Here is an 18,200-nt window from a genome sequence, read left to right as displayed (position 1 = left end):
TTCCCATGGCACTTACCCCGACTTTTGATGAATTCGAAGCCGGTTGGGCTGCCGGGAAAAACCAGGTGGTCTATACCCGTCTGGCGGCGGATCTGGACACGCCGGTCAGCCTGATGATGAAGCTGACCGAGGCGCGCGCCGACACGTTCATGCTGGAATCGGTGACCGGCGGCGAGGTGCGCGGGCGCTATTCCATGGTGGGGATGAAACCCGACCTGATCTGGCGCGCCCGTGGCGCACAATCAGAAGTAAACCGTCAGGCGCGGTTTGACCCGGACGGGTTTGAGCCAATGGAGGGCAACCCGCTGGACGCCTTCCGCAAGGTTCTGGCGGAAAGCCGGATTGATCTGCCCGCTGATCTGCCCGCCGCAGCGGCGGGTCTTTATGGCTATCTTGGCTATGACATGATCCGTCTGGTGGAACATCTGCCCGATCAAAACCCAGATCCGTTGGGGCTGCCGGATGCGGTGATGATGCGCCCATCCGTTGTGGCGGTGCTGGACGGGGTGAAGGGCGAAGTGACGCTTGTCTCGCCCGCCTTTGTGTCATCTGGCCTGTCGGCCAAAGCCGCCTATGCGCAGGCCGCCGAACGAGTCATGGATGCGCTGCGCGATCTGGAACGCGCGGCAGTGGGCGAAAGCCGCGATCTGGGGGATGTGGCGGAACTTGGTCCACTGACCTCCAATTTCGCCAAGGACGATTATCTTGCCGCCGTGGACCGCGCCAAGGAATATATCAAGGCGGGCGACATCTTTCAGGTGGTGCCAAGCCAGCGCTGGACGCAGGATTTCCCCCTGCCCCCCTTTGCGCTCTACCGGTCCTTGCGCCGCACCAACCCCTCGCCGTTCATGTTCTATTTCAACTTCGGCGGTTTTCAGGTGGTGGGGGCCAGCCCGGAAATCCTGGTGCGGGTGTTTGACGGCGAGGTCACGATCCGCCCGATCGCGGGCACGCGCCCGCGCGGCAAGACACCGGACGAAGACAAGGCGCTGGAGCTTGACCTGCTGGCCGATCAGAAAGAACTGGCAGAGCATCTGATGCTTTTGGATCTGGGCCGCAACGATGTGGGCCGTGTGGCGCAAATCGGCACGGTGCGCCCGACCGAAGAGTTCATTATCGAGCGCTACAGCCATGTGATGCATATCGTGTCAAACGTCGTGGGTCAGCTGCACGACGACAAAGACGCGCTGGACGCCTATTTCGCCGGGATGCCCGCAGGCACGGTGTCCGGTGCGCCGAAGGTGCGCGCGATGGAGATCATCGACGAGCTGGAGCCGGAAAAACGCGGCATTTATGGCGGCGGTCTTGGCTATTTCAGCGCAGGCGGTGACATGGACATGTGCATCGCGCTGCGCACGGCAATTGTGAAAGATGAGAAGCTTTATATCCAGGCGGGCGGCGGTGTTGTTTATGACAGCGACCCCGAGGCGGAATATCAGGAAACGGTGAACAAGTCGAAAGCGATCCGGGCCGCCGCCGAGCACGCGGGGATGTTTAGCCGTCGTCGTGGAAACTGAGATTGGGTAGAGGGGCGCTGCCCCTCGCCTCTTCGAGGCTCACCCCGAGGTATTTCGAGCAAGAGGAAGGGGGCGCAGATTTCCGGGCCCTCTTCTCGTTTTTATTGGGCGCTCAAGAGCCAAGCATCCATGTGCCCTTGGGCCAAAACGCGTGGAAGGCAAAGGCAAACAACACGTCATGGGGCAGATCGCGGCCTTGCGCATCGCGCACACGGATTGTGCCCACGTCGCGCCCATTGGCGATACGACCTTTGTCCAGCGCTGAGGCCTGCCCTGCGGCCCAACTGATCGTGACGCCTGCCTCGGTGATCTCGCCCTGTTTTGTAAGACGCGCCACCGGCCAGGCGCGATCCCCAACCCGCACCACGCGCGCAAGCGCCGGGATGCCGTGGGGCGGGGTTTCGCCGTTGAAGAACCCGTAGGGGCGTTTTCGGCTGTCATAGCCCACATAGGGGTTTCGCCCATAGGCGCGCCGTGCCTTGGGTTCGTCCATCACCAGCCCGTTGGGATTGCGGCGGGTGAACTCGGCCCAGCTTTCCATCCAGGCCGGGAGCTGTTTCAGTTCGGTGCCGGTATGCGCGCCAACAATGCCGGTGCCAATCGCCTGTTGCCACCAGCTTTCGGTTTCGCGGTCATACATCACCATGTCGGAGTTTCTGAGCTTGCCGGACACGCCAAAAGTCAGCAGCTGACCATCCACACGCCGATCAAACACCATACCGGAGTTGCATAACGGGCAGAAGGTGACGGCGACAGGGGTATTGCCGATCCGGTCATTTACAATCTCATGCCAGGTCAGATAACGGATCGGATAGGCGCGCGGCACCTGACCGGCGATTTCCAGGGTGATCACCGGTTCGCGCGCACCAAGGCGGGTCTCATCCACCGCTGGAATAAACTCGGGATTGCTGAGGGCGGGGATCCCGTCGCGCCCGGGACCGCCAGACAGGATCTCGGTCCAGTTGTCCACAGTGGTGCGGGTGAAATCGGTTTTCGGAAATTCATGCTGCCAGAAACTTGGATCTGCGCGAAGGGCCTGTGCCCATAGGCCCAGACCCAGTGCAACTACGGTCAGGGTCAGGCGCACAGAAAGCTGCACGTGAAACGGGATTGGCAAACGCATGGGGGCCTCCTCTTCCTGTCAGAAGGGTGACAGAGAGAGGAGGCCCCGCCTAGCCCTGCTCACGCGGGTTTGAGGATGCGTGTCAGGGCGGGTTTCGGGGGTGAAACTGGACTTACTCGACCACTTTCACGGTTTTCATAACGTCCGGCGCGCCAACGATCTGGCCGTTTGGACCTGCGCCTTTCTTGATCGCCTGAACGACCTCGAACCCTTTGGTGACCTCGCCCACGATGGTGTATTGCCCATCGAGGAAGGTGCCCGGCGCGAACATGATGAAGAACTGGCTGTTGGCCGAGTTGGGGTTTTGCGAACGCGCCATACCCACCACGCCGGTGTCAAAGCTTTCATCCGAGAACTCGGCGGGCAGATCCGGATAATCAGAGCCGCCCATGCCCGCACGGTTCATGCTGTCGCCACCCATCTTACCGAAACGCACGTCGCCGGTCTGAGCCATGAACCCGTCGATCACGCGGTGAAACACCACACCATCATACTGCCCTTCGCGGGCCAGTGTCAGGATGCGTTCCACGTGCCGGGGGGCAAGATCGGGGCGCAGGGTCAGTTCAATCTGCCCGTTGGCCTCGCCTTCCACGGTGATCTCGATCTTGGGGAAATCCCCCTCGGCCAGGGCGGCATTTGGTTCAAAGCTTTGCGGCCACAGGGTGTAAACCGCATAGCCAAGCATGACCAGAACCCCGGCCAGGAAGGCGGCCCAGAAGCCGCGTTTTTCCTTCGCGCTATATTCAGACATCGGCCGCCACCTTGACCGAAATCATCACGTCCGGCTCCGCGGGCGGCTCGCCACGGGTGATCGCATCCACATGTTCCATGCCCGAGGTGACACGGCCATAGACCGTGTATTGACCATTCAGGAAGTGGTTGTCGCTGAAGTTGATGAAGAATTGCGAGTTGGCCGAATTCGGGTCCTGCGAGCGCGCGGCCCCCAGCGTGCCACGATCATGGGGCAGTTTGGAGAACTCGGCCGGCAGGTTCGGCAGGTTTGACCCACCGGTGCCAGCCCGGCGCAGGCTCATTGGGTCCTTGCCATTGGCCACATCCCCGGTCTGCGCCATGAACCCGTCGATCACGCGGTGAAACACCACGCCATCATATTCACCACTGCGGGCCAGCTCCTTCATGCGCTCGGCATGTTTCGGTGCCACATCGGGCAGAAGCTCGATGACGACGGTGCCGTCCTTGAGTTCCATCAGGATGGTGTTTTCCGGATCTTTGTAATCGGCCATCTGGGCCTCCTTTGCATTCAGATTTGCCGCCAACCTATGCCGCGCGGCAACGGTTGAAAAGACCCCCACCTGAATCGGGTGCAAAATCGGCATTCAACGTTGACGATACGGGACAAATGGTGTGCATAGAGAACAACAATTCTGGAGGGATGTTATGGCTTGGAAGACGCTGGACGAGATGGAACTGGCCGGCAAGGTGGTTCTGACACGTGTGGATATCAACGTGCCGGTAAAAGACGGCGAGGTGACCGACGACACCCGCATCCAACGCATCCTGCCCACGATCAACGACATTCTGGCGGCGGGCGGCAAACCTGTCCTGCTGGCGCATTTCGGCCGCCCCAAAGGCGAACGTGTGCCGGAAATGAGCCTGTCCGTGGTGCGCCCCGCCCTTGAGGCCGCCCTGGGTCGCCCGGTGAAATTTGCCGAGGATTGCATCGGCGGTCCGGCCAAACAAGCCGTTGCCGCGTTGGAAGACGGGGATGTGCTGCTGTTGGAAAACACCCGCTATCACGCGGCGGAAACCAAAAATGACGGGGCGTTTGCCGCAGGTCTGGCCGCGCTTGGGGACATTTATTGCAATGATGCGTTTTCCGCCGCACACCGGGCGCATGGCTCGACCGAGGGTGTTGCGCGCCTCCTGCCCTCCTGCGCCGGGCGCCTGATGCAAGCAGAGCTGAGCGCGCTGGAAAGCGCCCTGGGCCAGCCGGAACGCCCTGTTGTGGCGGTGGTTGGCGGGGCCAAAGTATCGACCAAACTGGATCTGCTGGGCAATCTGGTAACCAAAGTGGATCACCTGGTAATCGGGGGGGGCATGGCCAACACCTTCCTCGCGGCGCAAGGGATCGACGTGGGAAAATCATTGGCCGAGCACGATATGGCCGACACCGCGCGCGACATTCTTGGCAAGGCCGAAGAGGCCGGATGCGAAGTGATCTTGCCGACCGATGTGGTCATCGCGCGCGAATTTGCCGCGAATGCGGCCAACGAAACCGTTGTGGCAGACGCCTGCCCCGCGGATGCCATGATCCTGGATGCAGGTCCTGACAGCGTGGCAAAAATCTCTGCCACGTTGGACAACGCCAAAACTCTGATCTGGAACGGTCCATTGGGGGCCTTTGAAATCGAACCCTTTGACGCGGCCACCAACGCAGCGGCCCGCAAGGCTGCGGAGCTGTCGGCAGAGGGCAAAATTGTGTCCGTTGCAGGGGGCGGCGATACCGTGGCGGCCTTGAACAAAGCCGGTGCAGCAGAGCGATTCACCTATATCTCCACCGCAGGTGGTGCCTTTCTTGAATGGATGGAAGGCAAGGTTTTGCCAGGCGTTGCCGCCCTGGAGGACTAGCAACCTCTTGATAACAATACCTGAACCCCGCCCGGCCCGGCGGGGTTTTCTTTTAAAAATACCCTGTTGACTCTATTCCGACTATTTTAGTAAGAATACCTCATCAGCCACCCGCCCTTGCGGCCAGCCGACAACCTGACCCAACAGGAGCGCGAACATGACCAAAAGAGCTGACACCCCCGTCACGGACCCCTTGGAACTTCTCGGGCAAATGCCCGTTCCTTCCGGGCTTGTTCCTTTGGCTGAATGGATATTGGATCGTTTTGAAGGACACCGCACATGACCGCCCAACTGCATACCGCCGATTTTACCACTGTGCAAAACCCCCTGCCGCCGCAATATGATGCGCTGGCGCTGACCCGCAACGGGAAGACCGCGCAGATCGCGTTGAACGGTATGGTTTACACCCTGACCGTTACCCGGGCAGGCAAGCTGATCCTGACCAAATGACACCCCTCCGCGCCTGATAAGGCCCGGGTCCCTTTCCCGACCGTCCCGACAGGATCGGGATGCCGGGGGCGAGGTCACCCGAGACCGTTTCATCCGACATCGCCCCCGGCCCTTTGGCGTCATGCCCAAATCTCCTGAGTGAAAGTTGCACTGTTAGCGCCAGCAGAATTGCAACTGTGAGGGCGCTCGCCTAGAAGGGTGGCAAATATTCACCCTGACATCACATGGGACAGATATGCCAAATCAACAGCAATTGGATAAAATCAAAGCCGGACAGGGCTTTATCGCGGCACTTGACCAATCGGGCGGCTCGACCCCCAAGGCGCTGCGTCTTTATGGCGTCGAGGAAAGCGCCTATGCGAACGACGCTGAAATGTATGACATGATCCACGCCATGCGCGCGCGCATCGCCCAGGCCCCGGCCTTTACCGGCGACAAGGTGATCGGCGCGATCCTGTTTGAGATGACCATGGACCGCGAGATCGACGGCAAGCCGACCGCCACCTATATGTGGGACGAGCGCGGCGTGGTGCCCTTCCTGAAAGTCGACAAGGGCCTGGCCGACGAAGAAAACGGCGTTCAGGTGATGAAACCGATGCCGGAGTTGGACGCGCTTTGTGACCGCGCGGTCAAAGCGGGTGTGTTCGGCACCAAGATGCGCTCGGTGATCAACGCGGCCAACCCTGCGGGGATCAAGGCGGTTGTGGCGCAACAGTTTGAGGTGGGCAAACAGATCATCGACCACGGCCTGGTGCCGATCATCGAACCCGAGGTGACCATCTCGATTTCGGACAAGGCCGAGGCCGAAGCGATCCTGCTCGACGAGATCAAATCGCAACTGGACGCCCTGTCGGACGATCAGACCGTGATGCTGAAACTGACCCTGCCGGAAACCGCGAACCATTACAAAGCGCTGGTAGACCATCCGCGCGTGGCCAGCGTTGTGGCCCTGTCGGGCGGCTATGCCCGCGAAGAAGCCAACACCCGCCTGTCACAGAACGCCGGCATGATCGCCAGCTTTTCACGCGCCCTGACCGAGGGGCTGTCGGCCCAGCAATCGGACGCGGCCTTCAACGACACGATCGCCGAGACCATCGACAGCATTTACCGGGCGTCGATCGCAGGCTAACCCCCTGCCCGCACACGGTTTTTGAAACGCCCGTGGCTCTGCGCTGCGGGCGTTTTTCATTCACCTCATCCCCCAACCTGCCCAACTGTTGCCATCACGACTCACTCTTTGGCGTCGCATGCATTTTTTTACGGCCGATTCGTTTTTGGGATTCACATACCGAATCACCTATGGCATAACATCCTTGCACCACCCGAAAAGAGGTGGGCACAAAGGCAGTACATACAGGCGGGAAACCTATGGGCGCACCTCGCACACAATCTGGAATTGGTGGCGTAGTCTACTTTGTCGTGATCATCGGTCTCGGCACCTACTTTACCTTTGCCAGCGTGCAGGGCGACTTCGGAATTTTCCGACGCGTGCAAATTGAGGCCGAGACGCAAGCGCTCATCAAAGAACGCGCAGCGCTCTCGGCCCAAATTGCCGAACTGACCAACAAGACCCATCGCCTCTCCGACAGCTATCTCGATCTTGATCTGCTGGACGAGCAAGCGCGCTCCGTTCTTGGGCTTGCCCGCGCGGATGAGGTTGTTCTGCGTTAAAGCATCGCCTCTGCCCACCCCATTCAAATTCAGTCTTCTTGCCCTGCCCCAGCCGGCGCCATGTCTTTGCGCGTTCCCCAAGCAATGCCCCAAGATCTACCAGCGCGGCATTCGTTGGTTTCGGCATAGGATTTCCGTTGCGACAAGTTTTTGTCGACCTGAGGCGCAAAACTCTGTAATAGATAGTTTAACACTAAACTATCACCGCAGTTCAAGCTGACGCCAAAAGGAGAACGCCGCATGGCAGCCCGGAAAAGCGCCCAGAAAAAGCCCGCGAAATCAAATACATCGAAAGAAGAGTTGCTTGCGTTTTATCGCGAAATGCTTCTGATCCGTCGATTCGAGGAAAAATCCGGTCAGCTGTATGGAATGGGGCTGATTGGCGGGTTCTGTCACCTTTATATCGGTCAGGAAGCGGTTGTGGTTGGCCTTGAGGCCGCCGCTCAGGAAGGTGACAAACGCGTCACCTCGTACCGCGATCACGGACATATGCTGGCCTGCGGCATGGACCCGAAAGGTGTGATGGCCGAACTGACCGGACGCGAAGGTGGGTACTCGCGCGGCAAGGGCGGGTCGATGCACATGTTTTCGACCGAAAAGCATTTCTATGGCGGACACGGCATCGTCGGCGCGCAGGTGCCGATTGGCACCGGGTTGGCCTTTGCAGACAAATACCAGGAAAACGGCGGCGTGACCTTCACCTATTTCGGAGACGGCGCGGCCAACCAGGGCCAGGTTTATGAAAGCTTCAACATGGCCTCGCTGTGGAAGCTGCCGGTGATCTACGTGATCGAGAACAACCAATATGCGATGGGCACCTCGCTGCAACGCTCCAGCTCGACGCCGGATATCTACACCCGCGGCGAAGCCTTCGCCATTCCCGGTGAAGCAGTAGATGGGATGGATGTACTGGCCGTGAAAGAGGCCGGACTGCGCGCAACCGAGCATTGCCGGTCGGGCAATGGACCTTACATTTTGGAAATGAAAACATACCGTTACCGCGGGCATTCCATGTCTGATCCGGCCAAGTACCGGACCCGCGAAGAGGTTCAGAAAATCCGCGAGGAACGCGATGCGATCGAACATGTGCGCGAGCTGCTTTTGCAGGGCAAACATGCCTCCGAGGATGAGCTGAAAGCCATCGACAAGGACATCAAAGCGGTCGTGAATGACGCGGCCGAATTTTCGAAAACCAGCCCGGAACCCGCGCTCGAAGAGCTGTGGACCGACATTTACGCCTGATACGGACGAGGAGAGAGAAACATGGCTACTGAAATTCTGATGCCCGCCCTGTCCCCGACCATGGAGGAAGGCACGCTGGCAAAATGGCTGGTCAAAGAGGGCGACACCGTGTCGTCCGGCGACATTCTGGCCGAGATCGAAACCGACAAGGCGACGATGGAGTTCGAAGCGGTTGATGAAGGCATCATCGGCAAGATCCTGATCGAAGAAGGCACTGAGGGCGTAAAGGTCAACTCGCCCATCGCGGTGCTGATCGAAGAGGGCGAAAGCGCGGATGACATCGAAGCCTCTGCCGGGTCCAACGACACGGCAGCGGCAGATGACGCAGCACCAACCGACACCGACGTGCCCGCCGCCACCGTTGCGGCCCCGGCCCAGCCGATCACGCCGAAGATCCCCGATCAGGCCGACATCCCCGAAGGCACCGAAATGCGCTCGACCACCGTGCGCGAAGCGTTGCGCGACGCGATGGCGGAAGAAATGCGCCGCGAGGAGACCGTGTTCCTGATGGGCGAGGAAGTGGCCGAATATCAGGGCGCCTACAAGGTTTCGCAGGGTCTTTTGGACGAATTCGGCGCAAAGCGCGTGATCGACACGCCGATCACCGAACATGGCTTTACCGGTCTTGCCACCGGGGCGGCGATGGGCGGGTTGCGCCCGATTGTCGAATTCATGACCTTCAACTTCGCGATGCAGGCGATTGACCACATCATCAACACCGCCGCCAAGACGCGCTACATGTCGGGCGGTCAGATGTCCTGCCCGATCGTATTCCGGGGCGCAAATGGCGCTGCGGCACGTGTTGGGGCCCAGCACTCGCAGGATTACGCGGCGTGGTATGCGCAGATCCCCGGCCTGCATGTGGCGATGCCCTATTCGGCGGCGGACGCGAAAGGCATGTTGAAATCGGCCATTCGCGACGACAACCCGGTGGTCTTCTTGGAAAACGAGCTGCTGTATGGCGCGAGTTTCGACGTGCCGGTGATGGACGATTACACCGTGCCGTTTGGCAAGGCGCGTGTCTGGCGCGAAGGTGACGACGTGACCATCGTCAGCTTCGGCATCGGCATGAAATACGCTCTGGAAGCGGCGGATGAGCTGGCCAAGGAAGGCATTTCGGCCGAGGTCATCGACCTGCGCAGCTTGCGTCCGATTGACTATGACACCGTGCTGAATTCTGTGATGAAAACCAACCGCTGCGTGACCGTGGAAGAGGGCTGGCCGGTGGCCTCCATCGGCAACCACATCTCGGCCACGATCATGGAACGGGCGTTTGATTATCTGGACGCCCCGGTGATCAACCTGACCGGCAAGGACGTGCCCATGCCCTACGCCGCCAACCTTGAAAAGCTGGCGCTTGTGACCACCGCCGAGGTGATCCAGGCCGTCAAAGCCGTAACGTACCGCTAAGGAGACAGACACATGGCTATCGAAATTCTCATGCCCGCCCTGTCACCGACGATGGAAGAAGGCACATTGGCGAAATGGCTGGTCAAGGAAGGGGACACGGTGCAATCCGGTGATCTGCTGGCCGAGATTGAGACCGACAAAGCGACAATGGAATTTGAAGCGGTGGACGAAGGTATCATCGGCAAGATCCTGATTGACGAGGGGACCGAAGGGGTGAAGGTCAATTCCCCCATCGCAATCCTGGTGGAAGAGGGTGAAGAGGTTGGGGATGTGGCGGCAAGCGCACCTGCGGCACCTGCCGCAGCCGAGACTGAGGCCGCCCCTGCGGCGGTTGAAGCGTCGGCCCCTGCCGCTGCAACACCCGCGGCCCCTGCCCCGCAAGCCGCTGATGGCACACGCATTTTCGCCTCGCCTCTGGCGCGTCGCATTGCGGCGGACAAAGGCTTGGACCTGACGCAGATCTCTGGCTCCGGTCCGAAAGGCCGCATTGTGAAAGCGGATGTGGAAGGGGCGACAGCAACCGCGCCGGCATCAGAGGCCAAGGCTGCCGCACCTGCCGCAGCCCCCGCTGCTGCACCTGCCCCGGCTGTGTCTGCCGATGCAGTGGCGGCGATGTATCAGGACCGCGAGTTTGAAGAGGTCAAGCTGGATGGGATGCGCAAAACCATTGCCGCCCGTCTGTCCGAGGCGAAACAGACCATCCCGCATTTCTACCTGCGCCGTGACATCAAGATCGACGCGCTTTTGGCCTTCCGCAGCCAGCTGAACAAACAGCTGGAAGGGCGTGGTGTGAAACTGTCGGTCAATGATTTCATCATCAAGGCCGTGGCGATTGCCCTGCAACAGGTGCCCGAGGCCAACGCCGTTTGGGCCGGCGACCGGGTGCTGCAGATGAAAGCATCGGACGTGGCGGTGGCTGTGGCGATTGAGGGCGGGTTGTTTACGCCGGTTCTGCAGGACGCCGATCAGAAATCGCTGTCGAGCCTGTCGACCCAGATGAAAGACCTGGCGACACGCGCGCGTGATCGCAAGCTGGCCCCGCAGGAATACCAGGGTGGCAGCTTTGCCATCTCGAACCTCGGCATGTTTGGCATCGACAATTTCGACGCCATCGTGAACCCGCCCCATGCGGGCATTCTGGCGGTCGGCACCGGGGTGAAGAAACCGGTGGTGGGTGATGACGGGGACCTGACCGTGGCCACGATCATGAGCGTGACCATGTCCGTGGATCACCGGGTGATTGACGGCGCGGTCGGGGCGAACCTGTTGAAGGCCATTGTGGACAACCTGGAAAACCCGATGACGATGCTGGCGTAACCGCCGATCACATTCAAAAAATAAAATCCATTGATCTGGCTCAAGGTGGCGCCCTGCCCCTTGGGCCATTTCTTTTGCGAAATGACATTCCGCAGGAGACAGACATGGATTTCCCCGCCCTTCTGGCCGACACCAACGCCAACACTGACGAATTTCGCAAGCTGAACCCGGATGGGGGCAAAGGGTTCGCCGCCATGCACCGCGCCGCGATGGGCGAAGGGGTGTTGTCGGTGAAAGCGAAAGAGCTGCAATGCATCGCGATTGGCATCGCCAAACAGTGCAATGATTGCATCGGTTTTCACGTGCGCGCCGCAATCAAGGCGGGGGCGACGCGGGACGAGATCTCGGAAACCATCGCCGTGTCGATCATGATGGGTGGCGGGCCGGCCTATATGTATGGCGCGCGCGCCCTTCAGGCCTTTGATCAATTGTCGGAACAATCTGCGGATTGATCTGCATCCATCCTGGCTCATCAAGCCCAGTATCACATTCCGATCTATCAGACACAAAACGGGCGGCTCTGTGGCCGCCCGTTTTCGTCAATACCCCAGATGTTGGGGCACATATTACGCCGTAACCACAACCAGGAAGGCTGCAGAAAATCCCATTACGGCGGCCAGCCAGAGCTTTTTCATGGTCAGGTCCTTTGATTATCCACGCATGGCGGATACACCCATCGAAATGCGAAGTCATTGACTTAGATTAAGATGCGCGGAAAACGGCCCATGCTCCGCAAGGCCACCGCGCAGCTGAACGACAAGCGTATCCCGAGCCGCGCAGCTGACTTATGGCGCCCACCTTTTAAGACCAAAAGCCGGACCGAAACAGGTTAGTGTTCCAGGATTTGGTCCATGCTCATCGATGGTTGTGAACAGCCTGCTTCCCCGACAATGCGCGCGGGCACGCCGGCCACGGTCACATTTTCAGGGATCTCTTCAAGCACCACGGACCCTGCCGCGATGCGCGAGCAACGTCCGACCCGTATGTTGCCCAGCACCTTGGCCCCGGCGCCGATCAGAACTCCGTCCCCGATTTTCGGGTGGCGATCTTCGTCTTCCTTGCCCGTGCCGCCCAGGGTGACGGAATGCAGCATGGAAACATTGTCGCCCACCACGGCGGTTTCACCAATCACGATGGAATGGGCGTGATCGATCATGATGCCTTTGCCAATGCGAGCACCCGGGTGGATGTCGATGCCATAGACTTCGGAACAGCGCATCTGGATGAAATAAGACAGATCCTTGCGGCCTTCATTCCAAAGGTAATGGGCCAGCCGATAGGCCTGCATGGCCTGGAACCCTTTGAAATATAAAACAGGTTGCAGCATGCGATGACAGGCCGGGTCGCGGTCGACGATGGCGGCGATGTCGGCGCGCGCGGCTTCGGCCAGCTCGGGGCAGCCTTCATAGGCTTCATCTGCGATTTCCCGCAAGAGGACCATGCTCATCTCATTCGAGCTGAGCTTGGCGGCAAAGCGATAAGAGAGCGCTTTTTCCAGAGTTTTGTGGTGCAGGACACAGGCCCCAACCAAACCACCCAAAAGCGGTTCTTCGGCGACTGCCGCCTTAGCCTCACCGGTGATCCGGTCCCAGACAGGATCCAAATTGGTCACGATTGCGCGTTTCTCAGCCATGGGTTTTCCTCACATTGCCGATCCGTTTTACACCAGCTGACCTGACAATGCCAAACGGAAAGCCGTGATCAGAGCGATGACAGATATGAATGGAGCGATTTGGAAAAGTTCAAGATGTTGCTGAAAAATGCCCTGTCGGAGTTGGATCGGCGTGATGCGCAGGAGGGGCGATGGGCAGCGCATGGTTCAGCTGATCCAACAGGCGGTTGAACGCTTTTCCCGAAGGAATGCGTTGCAAAAACAGGAGATCGCGCTGGCCGCCGCCCCCTGCACGCGGAACGGGGACGCATCAGTACGGCCCTTAAACGGACCGGCGAAGGGGAATTTCGGTATTGTGAAGACTGTGGGGAGAATATCCGCAACGCGGGGCTGGCCTTTGCCTCTTGTGGCTCGGCATGTACGGGCTACGCATCAGATAAGCAATGCGTGTTCAATCAGGAAAAAACTAGAAAACTAGTTTTCTAGTTTTCTAGTTTTCTAGTTTTCTAGTTTTCTAGTTTTCTAGTTTTCTAGTTTTCTAGTTTTCTAGTTTTCTAGTTTTCTAGTTTTCTTCGAAATGTTTGATCACATGTCACTTGGCAAGGCCGGTGTTCCGCTGCGTTTTCAAGGCCGCGTAAACCGTCATCATGCAATCGCAGTAATCCGGTTCATCCTGATAAGGCTCGCGCGCCCGAGGCATGGTTTTCGCCACCGCCGCAAGGCTGCCATTGCCCCATTTCGGATGCGCCCGCCCGGTCACAAAACGATACCGGTCTGCCGCATTGGCCCGCGCGATCATTTTGACAATCGCGTCGGGCCGTTCAGAGACATGCACCACGTAAAGGGCGCAGGCTGCTGCGGCAACGTCACCTGGCAAAACCGGCCGCATCCTCAGCTCCCCATGTCCAAGGTGGCAAAGAGCCCCGGACCATATCGGTCAGAAATCTGCGCGACCTCGATCTGGTATGGACCGACCAAACCATCTGCCGCCTGCGCTGCTGCATCATAGGTCCAGGCGGGCGTGGCAACCTGGGTTTCGCGAATGACCGTCCCCCCTTGGCGGATCCGCACCAGATAGGCCTCAACGGCCTCCCCCAGGGGCACATCGCCGAGACCCCAGATGTCACCATCAATGCGGCTGCGACGTATCCAGTTGATGTTATGCCCGCCTGAACCATCCGAAATTGCCGTCAGGAACACCGGCGCATAGGGGCGCAATCCGTTGCCCTGAAAGGCACGCACCACATGCTGATAGCTTGGGTCACTGACCGGCAGACGCGCGGCCCCGATCCGGTAATGCCGGTCCACTCCTCGCGCCGAGGACGCCAGGTTGATCTGTTCGGGGCGCCCATCGAGCAGCACAAAATAGCTGCCCACAGGCCACTGGTCTGGCATCAGCGCATCCGTCCCCAGCTGCCCACGCAACCGGCCCGAGATTTCATAGGTGCGCTCGGCCACCAGGTCGGCTGAGGTAAACTGGAACACTTCCCAATTGTCCGGCGTCCCATCCCCGATCGCCGCCACATTGGCCCCATTCAGCATATCGGCCATTTCAACGCTCGACAGGGTCCCATCGATCAGCTTGACCCGCAGCACCGGCCCATGGTCCACCACCCCGGTTGCAGCCTTCTGCAACACGCTTTCCGTCACCCCGATGACCGAACGGCGATCAAGCACAGTATTGGCCACATAGCCGCTGTCGGAGGCGGACGAGAAGACCGCAACCTTCCCCAACCAAGGACGCGAAGACGCTGCAATGAAGGGCGCATGCGGCACCTCATCCCCCGTCAACAGGGGCAAATCCAGAAACAACGGAAAGGCCGGCGGGGGCACATCATAGGATTTCGGCACAATCGGAGCTTCTTCGTTGGACGTCGCCCCAAACACGCCGCTTTCAACACGGGTCGCCTTCACCAGTTGCACACCTGCCTGCTCGACATGATCCAGACGGAAATGCTCGGTCCCCGCATCGGTATCAATGGCCACGACATCCCCTGCCGTTTTGCCGATTTCCGACGGCGGCAACGAGAAACTCGCCTGATCGCGCGCGATCCGCGCCTCGGACAACCAGCGTTCTGTAATATCCTTTGCTTCAGCATCGGTCAGGATCAGCGGGAACTCGGACTGAGACACACTTTGGTTGTCCTCATCCGGAAAGATGCTTTCGGTCGAGCGGATTTCATAATCCCCCTCACTTTCCACATAGGTCAGACGCACCCGCCCAACCACTTCGGCGTCGCCAGATCGCACGCGTTCCAAAGTGGTATCGCGTTCCGGGCTCAGGGCCATTTTTTCCGGGTCCAGACGGTGGTCAACAAACCCGGTGCGGGACCGGAAATGCAACACACCTTCGTGCTCACTCGCCTCGATGCCATAGGCCAACATCAAGGGTTGCAACGCCGAACGAGCGCTGGTGATGTCTTTCACAACATAGCCACGCACCAGACCATAGAGTTTGGTGACGTCATAACGTGTCACGCCGGACCGTTCACAGATCTCGCTGACCACCGAGGCCAGAGACCGCGAGGACGTGCGCCCATTCAACCAATGCCCACGCAGGTAGTTCTCACCATCACTCCAGAGCGCCATGTTTTTGGGGAACTCCGGATAGGGGCGCCCATCCCACGCCCAGACAAAGGCACGCGACATTTGGATCATGCGCACGCCGGTGGCGGAATGCAGCGGGTTGTTGGTCGGACGCGCCCAATATTCATTCATCGCCCGCAGGTATTGCATCTGGATGAAATCATCCCGGCGCCCTGACGAGTAATGCGGATAGGTGGATTCCGAGCTTTTGGGGTCGATAAACTTGTTTGGCTGGTTGGTCGCCTTGTCGATCGCCGCACAGCCCAGTTCGGTGAACCAGAACGGTTTTGACCCGGGCAACCAATCCGTCGGGATGTTGTTGCGCACCCCGTTGATGCGATTGTGATGCGAACGATACCACCAGTTGCGCAGATCCTTGTAGCGATAGACCCAGGGCTCGTTATGCGCGCCATCCGTGATCGGCGTGCGGATCTGGGCATCCCGATCTGCCTCGCTGGCGTAATACCAATCATACCCTTCGCCGCCTTCGATATTTCCCTTCAGGTAATCAAGGTCATAGATCGAACGATGTTCGGCATCCAGATGATCGGTGCCATCGCGCCAGTCTGACAGAGGCATGTAATTATCAATGCCAATAAAGTCGATCTCGTCGTGGCTCCAGAGCGGATCCAGATGATAATAGACGTTCCCCGATCCATCGGTCGGGTGATAGCCGAAATACTCGGACCAGTCCGCGGCATAAGAAATTTTGACGTCATCCCCCAGAATGACGCGCACTTCTTGCGCCAGCTCAATCAGTTTCTCAACCACCGGGAAACTGTGCGCCGCCCCACGGATTTGCGTCAAAGCCCGCAGTTCTGACCCGATCAGGAAGGTTTCAACCCCCCCGACCGAGGCACAGAGATGGGCGTAGTGCAGAATGAACCGGCGATAGGAAAACTCTGCCGGGCCAGTGTAATCCACCCCCTCATCCGTGACGGTAAAGTCGCCCGGCTGGGCGTTTCCGAAGAAACTGTTCACCTGCGCATTCACGGCAGAGGTGCCATCGGGCGACCCCGGTTGTCCGGGAGCAAGCGACGTGGTGATCCGACCGCGCCAGGGCAGAACCGGTTGACCAGCATTGCCCGTCCAGGGGTTGGTCAGGGAGTTGCCCGGCATCTGTTCCATCAAGATAAACGGATAGAAGGTGACCTTCTGCCCCTTCCCTTTCATCGCCGCGATTGCCTCTTTCACCGATTGGTCGGTTGGCGTGCCGCCATACACGGCACGGCCGTTCTGGAACGGCACCACCCCTGCTTCGGACCGGGAAATACCAGACACGGTCCAGGGCATTTCGACCCCTTCATCCTCGGTCTGTTCCACTTTCGGCTGGATGTCACATTGACCACACCGCAGATCATTGCCGAACCACGACACAATCAACGAACTTGCCTCGCAATTGGGCAGTTCGCGATCCAGCATATCAAGCGACGTCTTGAAATCGGTCAGGCCGGACGGGCTGTTTGCATTGGTGCGCCCGGCCACACCGGGCTCGGCCTCAAACGACACGCGGCTGGTGGCCAGGGCATATTCCCCGGTACCGGGAATGACCGCAACAGCCTTCGTGCCACGTGCAATTTCAGGCACTTGATCAGCGGGTTCCGGGCGCACCACCTCGAAACTGAACTGCGGCACGCGGTTGCCGAACTGTCCCAGTTCCAGATCCTCAAACACCACATAGGCCGTGCCACGATAGGCCGGTGCCTTGCCTGCGCCCAACGACGCCTCGATCTTGGGGTCGGGCAGCTGAGTTTCATCCCCCGGGTAGACCCGCATATTGAGATCCTTAAGGGCAATCTCATTGCCGTCGGCCCAGACCCGCCCGACGCGGGTGATCTCACCTTCGCACAAAGCAACGGCAAGGCTGACCGTGTAGCTGTAAGACGTCACCTCGGGCTGGCTCGGGGCCCCGCCCTTGCCGCCCCCACCCGTGGTTTCGGAATGTTCCTTGAAACGCGTGGCCCAGATCACCTGCCCCGACAGGCGCGCGCGACCATAGAGTTGCGGAATAGGCGCCCCTTCCGACGCCCCGGTCAGACGGAAGCGATCCACCCGCCCGGTTTCGACCGGATCCGATCCGCCGCCCAGAAGCTTGCTGTCGATGCTCCGGCCGATTGTGGCACCAATGGCCTGGCCGATCGCCACCGACGAAAGCCCCAAAATGCCCCCGCCGACAGAGGCCCCAATTGCGCTGCCGACACCGGCAAGTAAGATCGTCGCCATCAGTTCATCCTTTCCGGAAATGCAAATGCCGCGACCACGCGGCGCGCCCATGGGGTCGACAGGGGGCTTTCCACCACCCCGTGCCCGCTATAGGCGTGTATGAAGGTTTGGTGCGGTGAGCAGGCCGCGAGAATACCTAGATGTTTGGCCACCGCGCCGTGGCGCATGCGAAACAAAAGAACATCCCCCGGCATGGCCTCTTCCGGGGCCTTTTCAACCATATGTTTCGTGGCATCCCGCCACAGGCTCTCATCGCCGGAGGGCTCGGACCAATCCTGCGTATAGGCCGGAACTTTCATGGGTTCCGGTCCGATTACCGCGCGCCACACCCCACGGATGAGGCCCAAACAATCGGTTCCCACCCCAAGGCAAGAGGATTGGTGTAGATACGGGGTTCCGACCCAGCGGCGTGCCTCTGTCAGCACCCGCCGGGCTTGCTCTGTTTGTGGCATAAGTCACC

General features: G+C 59.6%; 16 protein-coding genes. 9 read left to right on the top strand and 7 right to left on the bottom strand.

What is annotated here, in order from left to right; translation table 11 throughout:
* Positions 1 to 5 precede the first annotated feature (5 nt).
* The gene (gene trpE / locus ACP15V_RS06835) at positions 6 to 1,517 is read left to right on the top strand and encodes an anthranilate synthase component I (RefSeq protein WP_424942925.1); all 1,512 of its coding nucleotides are present in this window, start codon (positions 6 to 8) and stop codon (positions 1,515 to 1,517) included.
* Positions 1,518 to 1,629: 112 nt separating this feature from the next.
* On the opposite strand, the gene ACP15V_RS06830 is transcribed toward trpE, so the two are convergent.
* The 3 genes from ACP15V_RS06830 to ACP15V_RS06820 form a co-directional block, all read right to left on the bottom strand.
* On the bottom strand, positions 1,630 to 2,640 hold the full coding sequence (locus ACP15V_RS06830) for a DUF3179 domain-containing protein (RefSeq protein ID WP_424942924.1): 1,011 nt from the start codon (positions 2,638 to 2,640) through the stop codon (positions 1,630 to 1,632).
* A gap of 112 nt (positions 2,641 to 2,752) precedes the next feature.
* Positions 2,753 to 3,325, bottom strand: a complete 573-nt coding sequence (locus tag ACP15V_RS06825; RefSeq protein ID WP_424943391.1) for a peptidylprolyl isomerase — start codon at positions 3,323 to 3,325, stop codon at positions 2,753 to 2,755.
* 58 nt (positions 3,326 to 3,383) lie between these two features.
* A complete protein-coding gene (locus ACP15V_RS06820; protein WP_424942923.1) occupies positions 3,384 to 3,884 on the bottom strand; it encodes a peptidylprolyl isomerase in 501 nt (166 codons plus the stop codon).
* A gap of 154 nt (positions 3,885 to 4,038) precedes the next feature.
* On the opposite strand from ACP15V_RS06820, the gene ACP15V_RS06815 reads away from it, so the two are divergent.
* The 8 genes from ACP15V_RS06815 to ACP15V_RS06780 all read left to right on the top strand — a co-directional run bounded on the left by ACP15V_RS06815 (position 4,039) and on the right by ACP15V_RS06780 (position 11,771).
* Entirely contained in the window at positions 4,039 to 5,229 is a 1,191-nt protein-coding gene (locus tag ACP15V_RS06815; protein WP_424942922.1) for a phosphoglycerate kinase, read from the top strand.
* 279 nt (positions 5,230 to 5,508) lie between these two features.
* Entirely contained in the window at positions 5,509 to 5,679 is a 171-nt protein-coding gene (hemP, locus tag ACP15V_RS06810; protein WP_424942921.1) for a hemin uptake protein HemP, read from the top strand.
* A gap of 235 nt (positions 5,680 to 5,914) precedes the next feature.
* The gene (locus ACP15V_RS06805; RefSeq protein WP_424942920.1) at positions 5,915 to 6,808 is read left to right on the top strand and encodes a fructose bisphosphate aldolase; all 894 of its coding nucleotides are present in this window, start codon (positions 5,915 to 5,917) and stop codon (positions 6,806 to 6,808) included.
* Between the two features lie 239 nt (positions 6,809 to 7,047).
* Positions 7,048 to 7,350, top strand: a complete 303-nt coding sequence (locus tag ACP15V_RS06800; RefSeq protein WP_424942919.1) for an FtsB family cell division protein — start codon at positions 7,048 to 7,050, stop codon at positions 7,348 to 7,350.
* Positions 7,351 to 7,590: 240 nt separating this feature from the next.
* Positions 7,591 to 8,592, top strand: a complete 1,002-nt coding sequence (gene pdhA / locus ACP15V_RS06795; protein WP_424942918.1) for a pyruvate dehydrogenase (acetyl-transferring) E1 component subunit alpha — start codon at positions 7,591 to 7,593, stop codon at positions 8,590 to 8,592.
* A 21-nt stretch (positions 8,593 to 8,613) separates the two neighbouring features.
* On the top strand, positions 8,614 to 10,002 hold the full coding sequence (locus tag ACP15V_RS06790) for a pyruvate dehydrogenase complex E1 component subunit beta (RefSeq protein ID WP_424942917.1): 1,389 nt from the start codon (positions 8,614 to 8,616) through the stop codon (positions 10,000 to 10,002).
* Between the two features lie 12 nt (positions 10,003 to 10,014).
* Positions 10,015 to 11,319: a pyruvate dehydrogenase complex dihydrolipoamide acetyltransferase gene (locus ACP15V_RS06785; RefSeq protein WP_424942916.1), complete on the top strand. Its 1,305-nt coding sequence runs from the start codon at positions 10,015 to 10,017 to the stop codon at positions 11,317 to 11,319.
* Positions 11,320 to 11,423: 104 nt separating this feature from the next.
* On the top strand, positions 11,424 to 11,771 hold the full coding sequence (locus ACP15V_RS06780; RefSeq protein WP_424942915.1) for a carboxymuconolactone decarboxylase family protein: 348 nt from the start codon (positions 11,424 to 11,426) through the stop codon (positions 11,769 to 11,771).
* Between the two features lie 377 nt (positions 11,772 to 12,148).
* Here ACP15V_RS06780 and cysE read toward each other — a convergent pair whose 3' ends face one another.
* From cysE to ACP15V_RS06760, 4 genes are all read right to left on the bottom strand, one after another.
* The gene (cysE, locus tag ACP15V_RS06775) at positions 12,149 to 12,952 is read right to left on the bottom strand and encodes a serine O-acetyltransferase (RefSeq protein WP_424942914.1); all 804 of its coding nucleotides are present in this window, start codon (positions 12,950 to 12,952) and stop codon (positions 12,149 to 12,151) included.
* Between the two features lie 571 nt (positions 12,953 to 13,523).
* The gene (locus ACP15V_RS06770) at positions 13,524 to 13,820 is read right to left on the bottom strand and encodes a hypothetical protein (RefSeq protein WP_424942913.1); all 297 of its coding nucleotides are present in this window, start codon (positions 13,818 to 13,820) and stop codon (positions 13,524 to 13,526) included.
* A 2-nt stretch (positions 13,821 to 13,822) separates the two neighbouring features.
* Positions 13,823 to 17,740: a baseplate multidomain protein megatron gene (locus ACP15V_RS06765; RefSeq protein WP_424942912.1), complete on the bottom strand. Its 3,918-nt coding sequence runs from the start codon at positions 17,738 to 17,740 to the stop codon at positions 13,823 to 13,825.
* Positions 17,740 to 18,192: an NlpC/P60 family protein gene (locus ACP15V_RS06760; protein ID WP_424942911.1), complete on the bottom strand. Its 453-nt coding sequence runs from the start codon at positions 18,190 to 18,192 to the stop codon at positions 17,740 to 17,742. Before ACP15V_RS06760 ends, ACP15V_RS06765 begins: the two co-directional genes overlap by 1 nt.
* Between the last annotated feature and the right edge of the window lie 8 nt (positions 18,193 to 18,200).

This window comes from Aliiroseovarius crassostreae (assembly GCF_049803815.1).
Classification (GTDB): Bacteria; Pseudomonadota; Alphaproteobacteria; order Rhodobacterales; family Rhodobacteraceae; genus Aliiroseovarius; species Aliiroseovarius crassostreae_A.
Note: the sequence above shows the minus strand (reverse complement) of the source record. Positions and strands in the feature narration are given on the sequence as shown.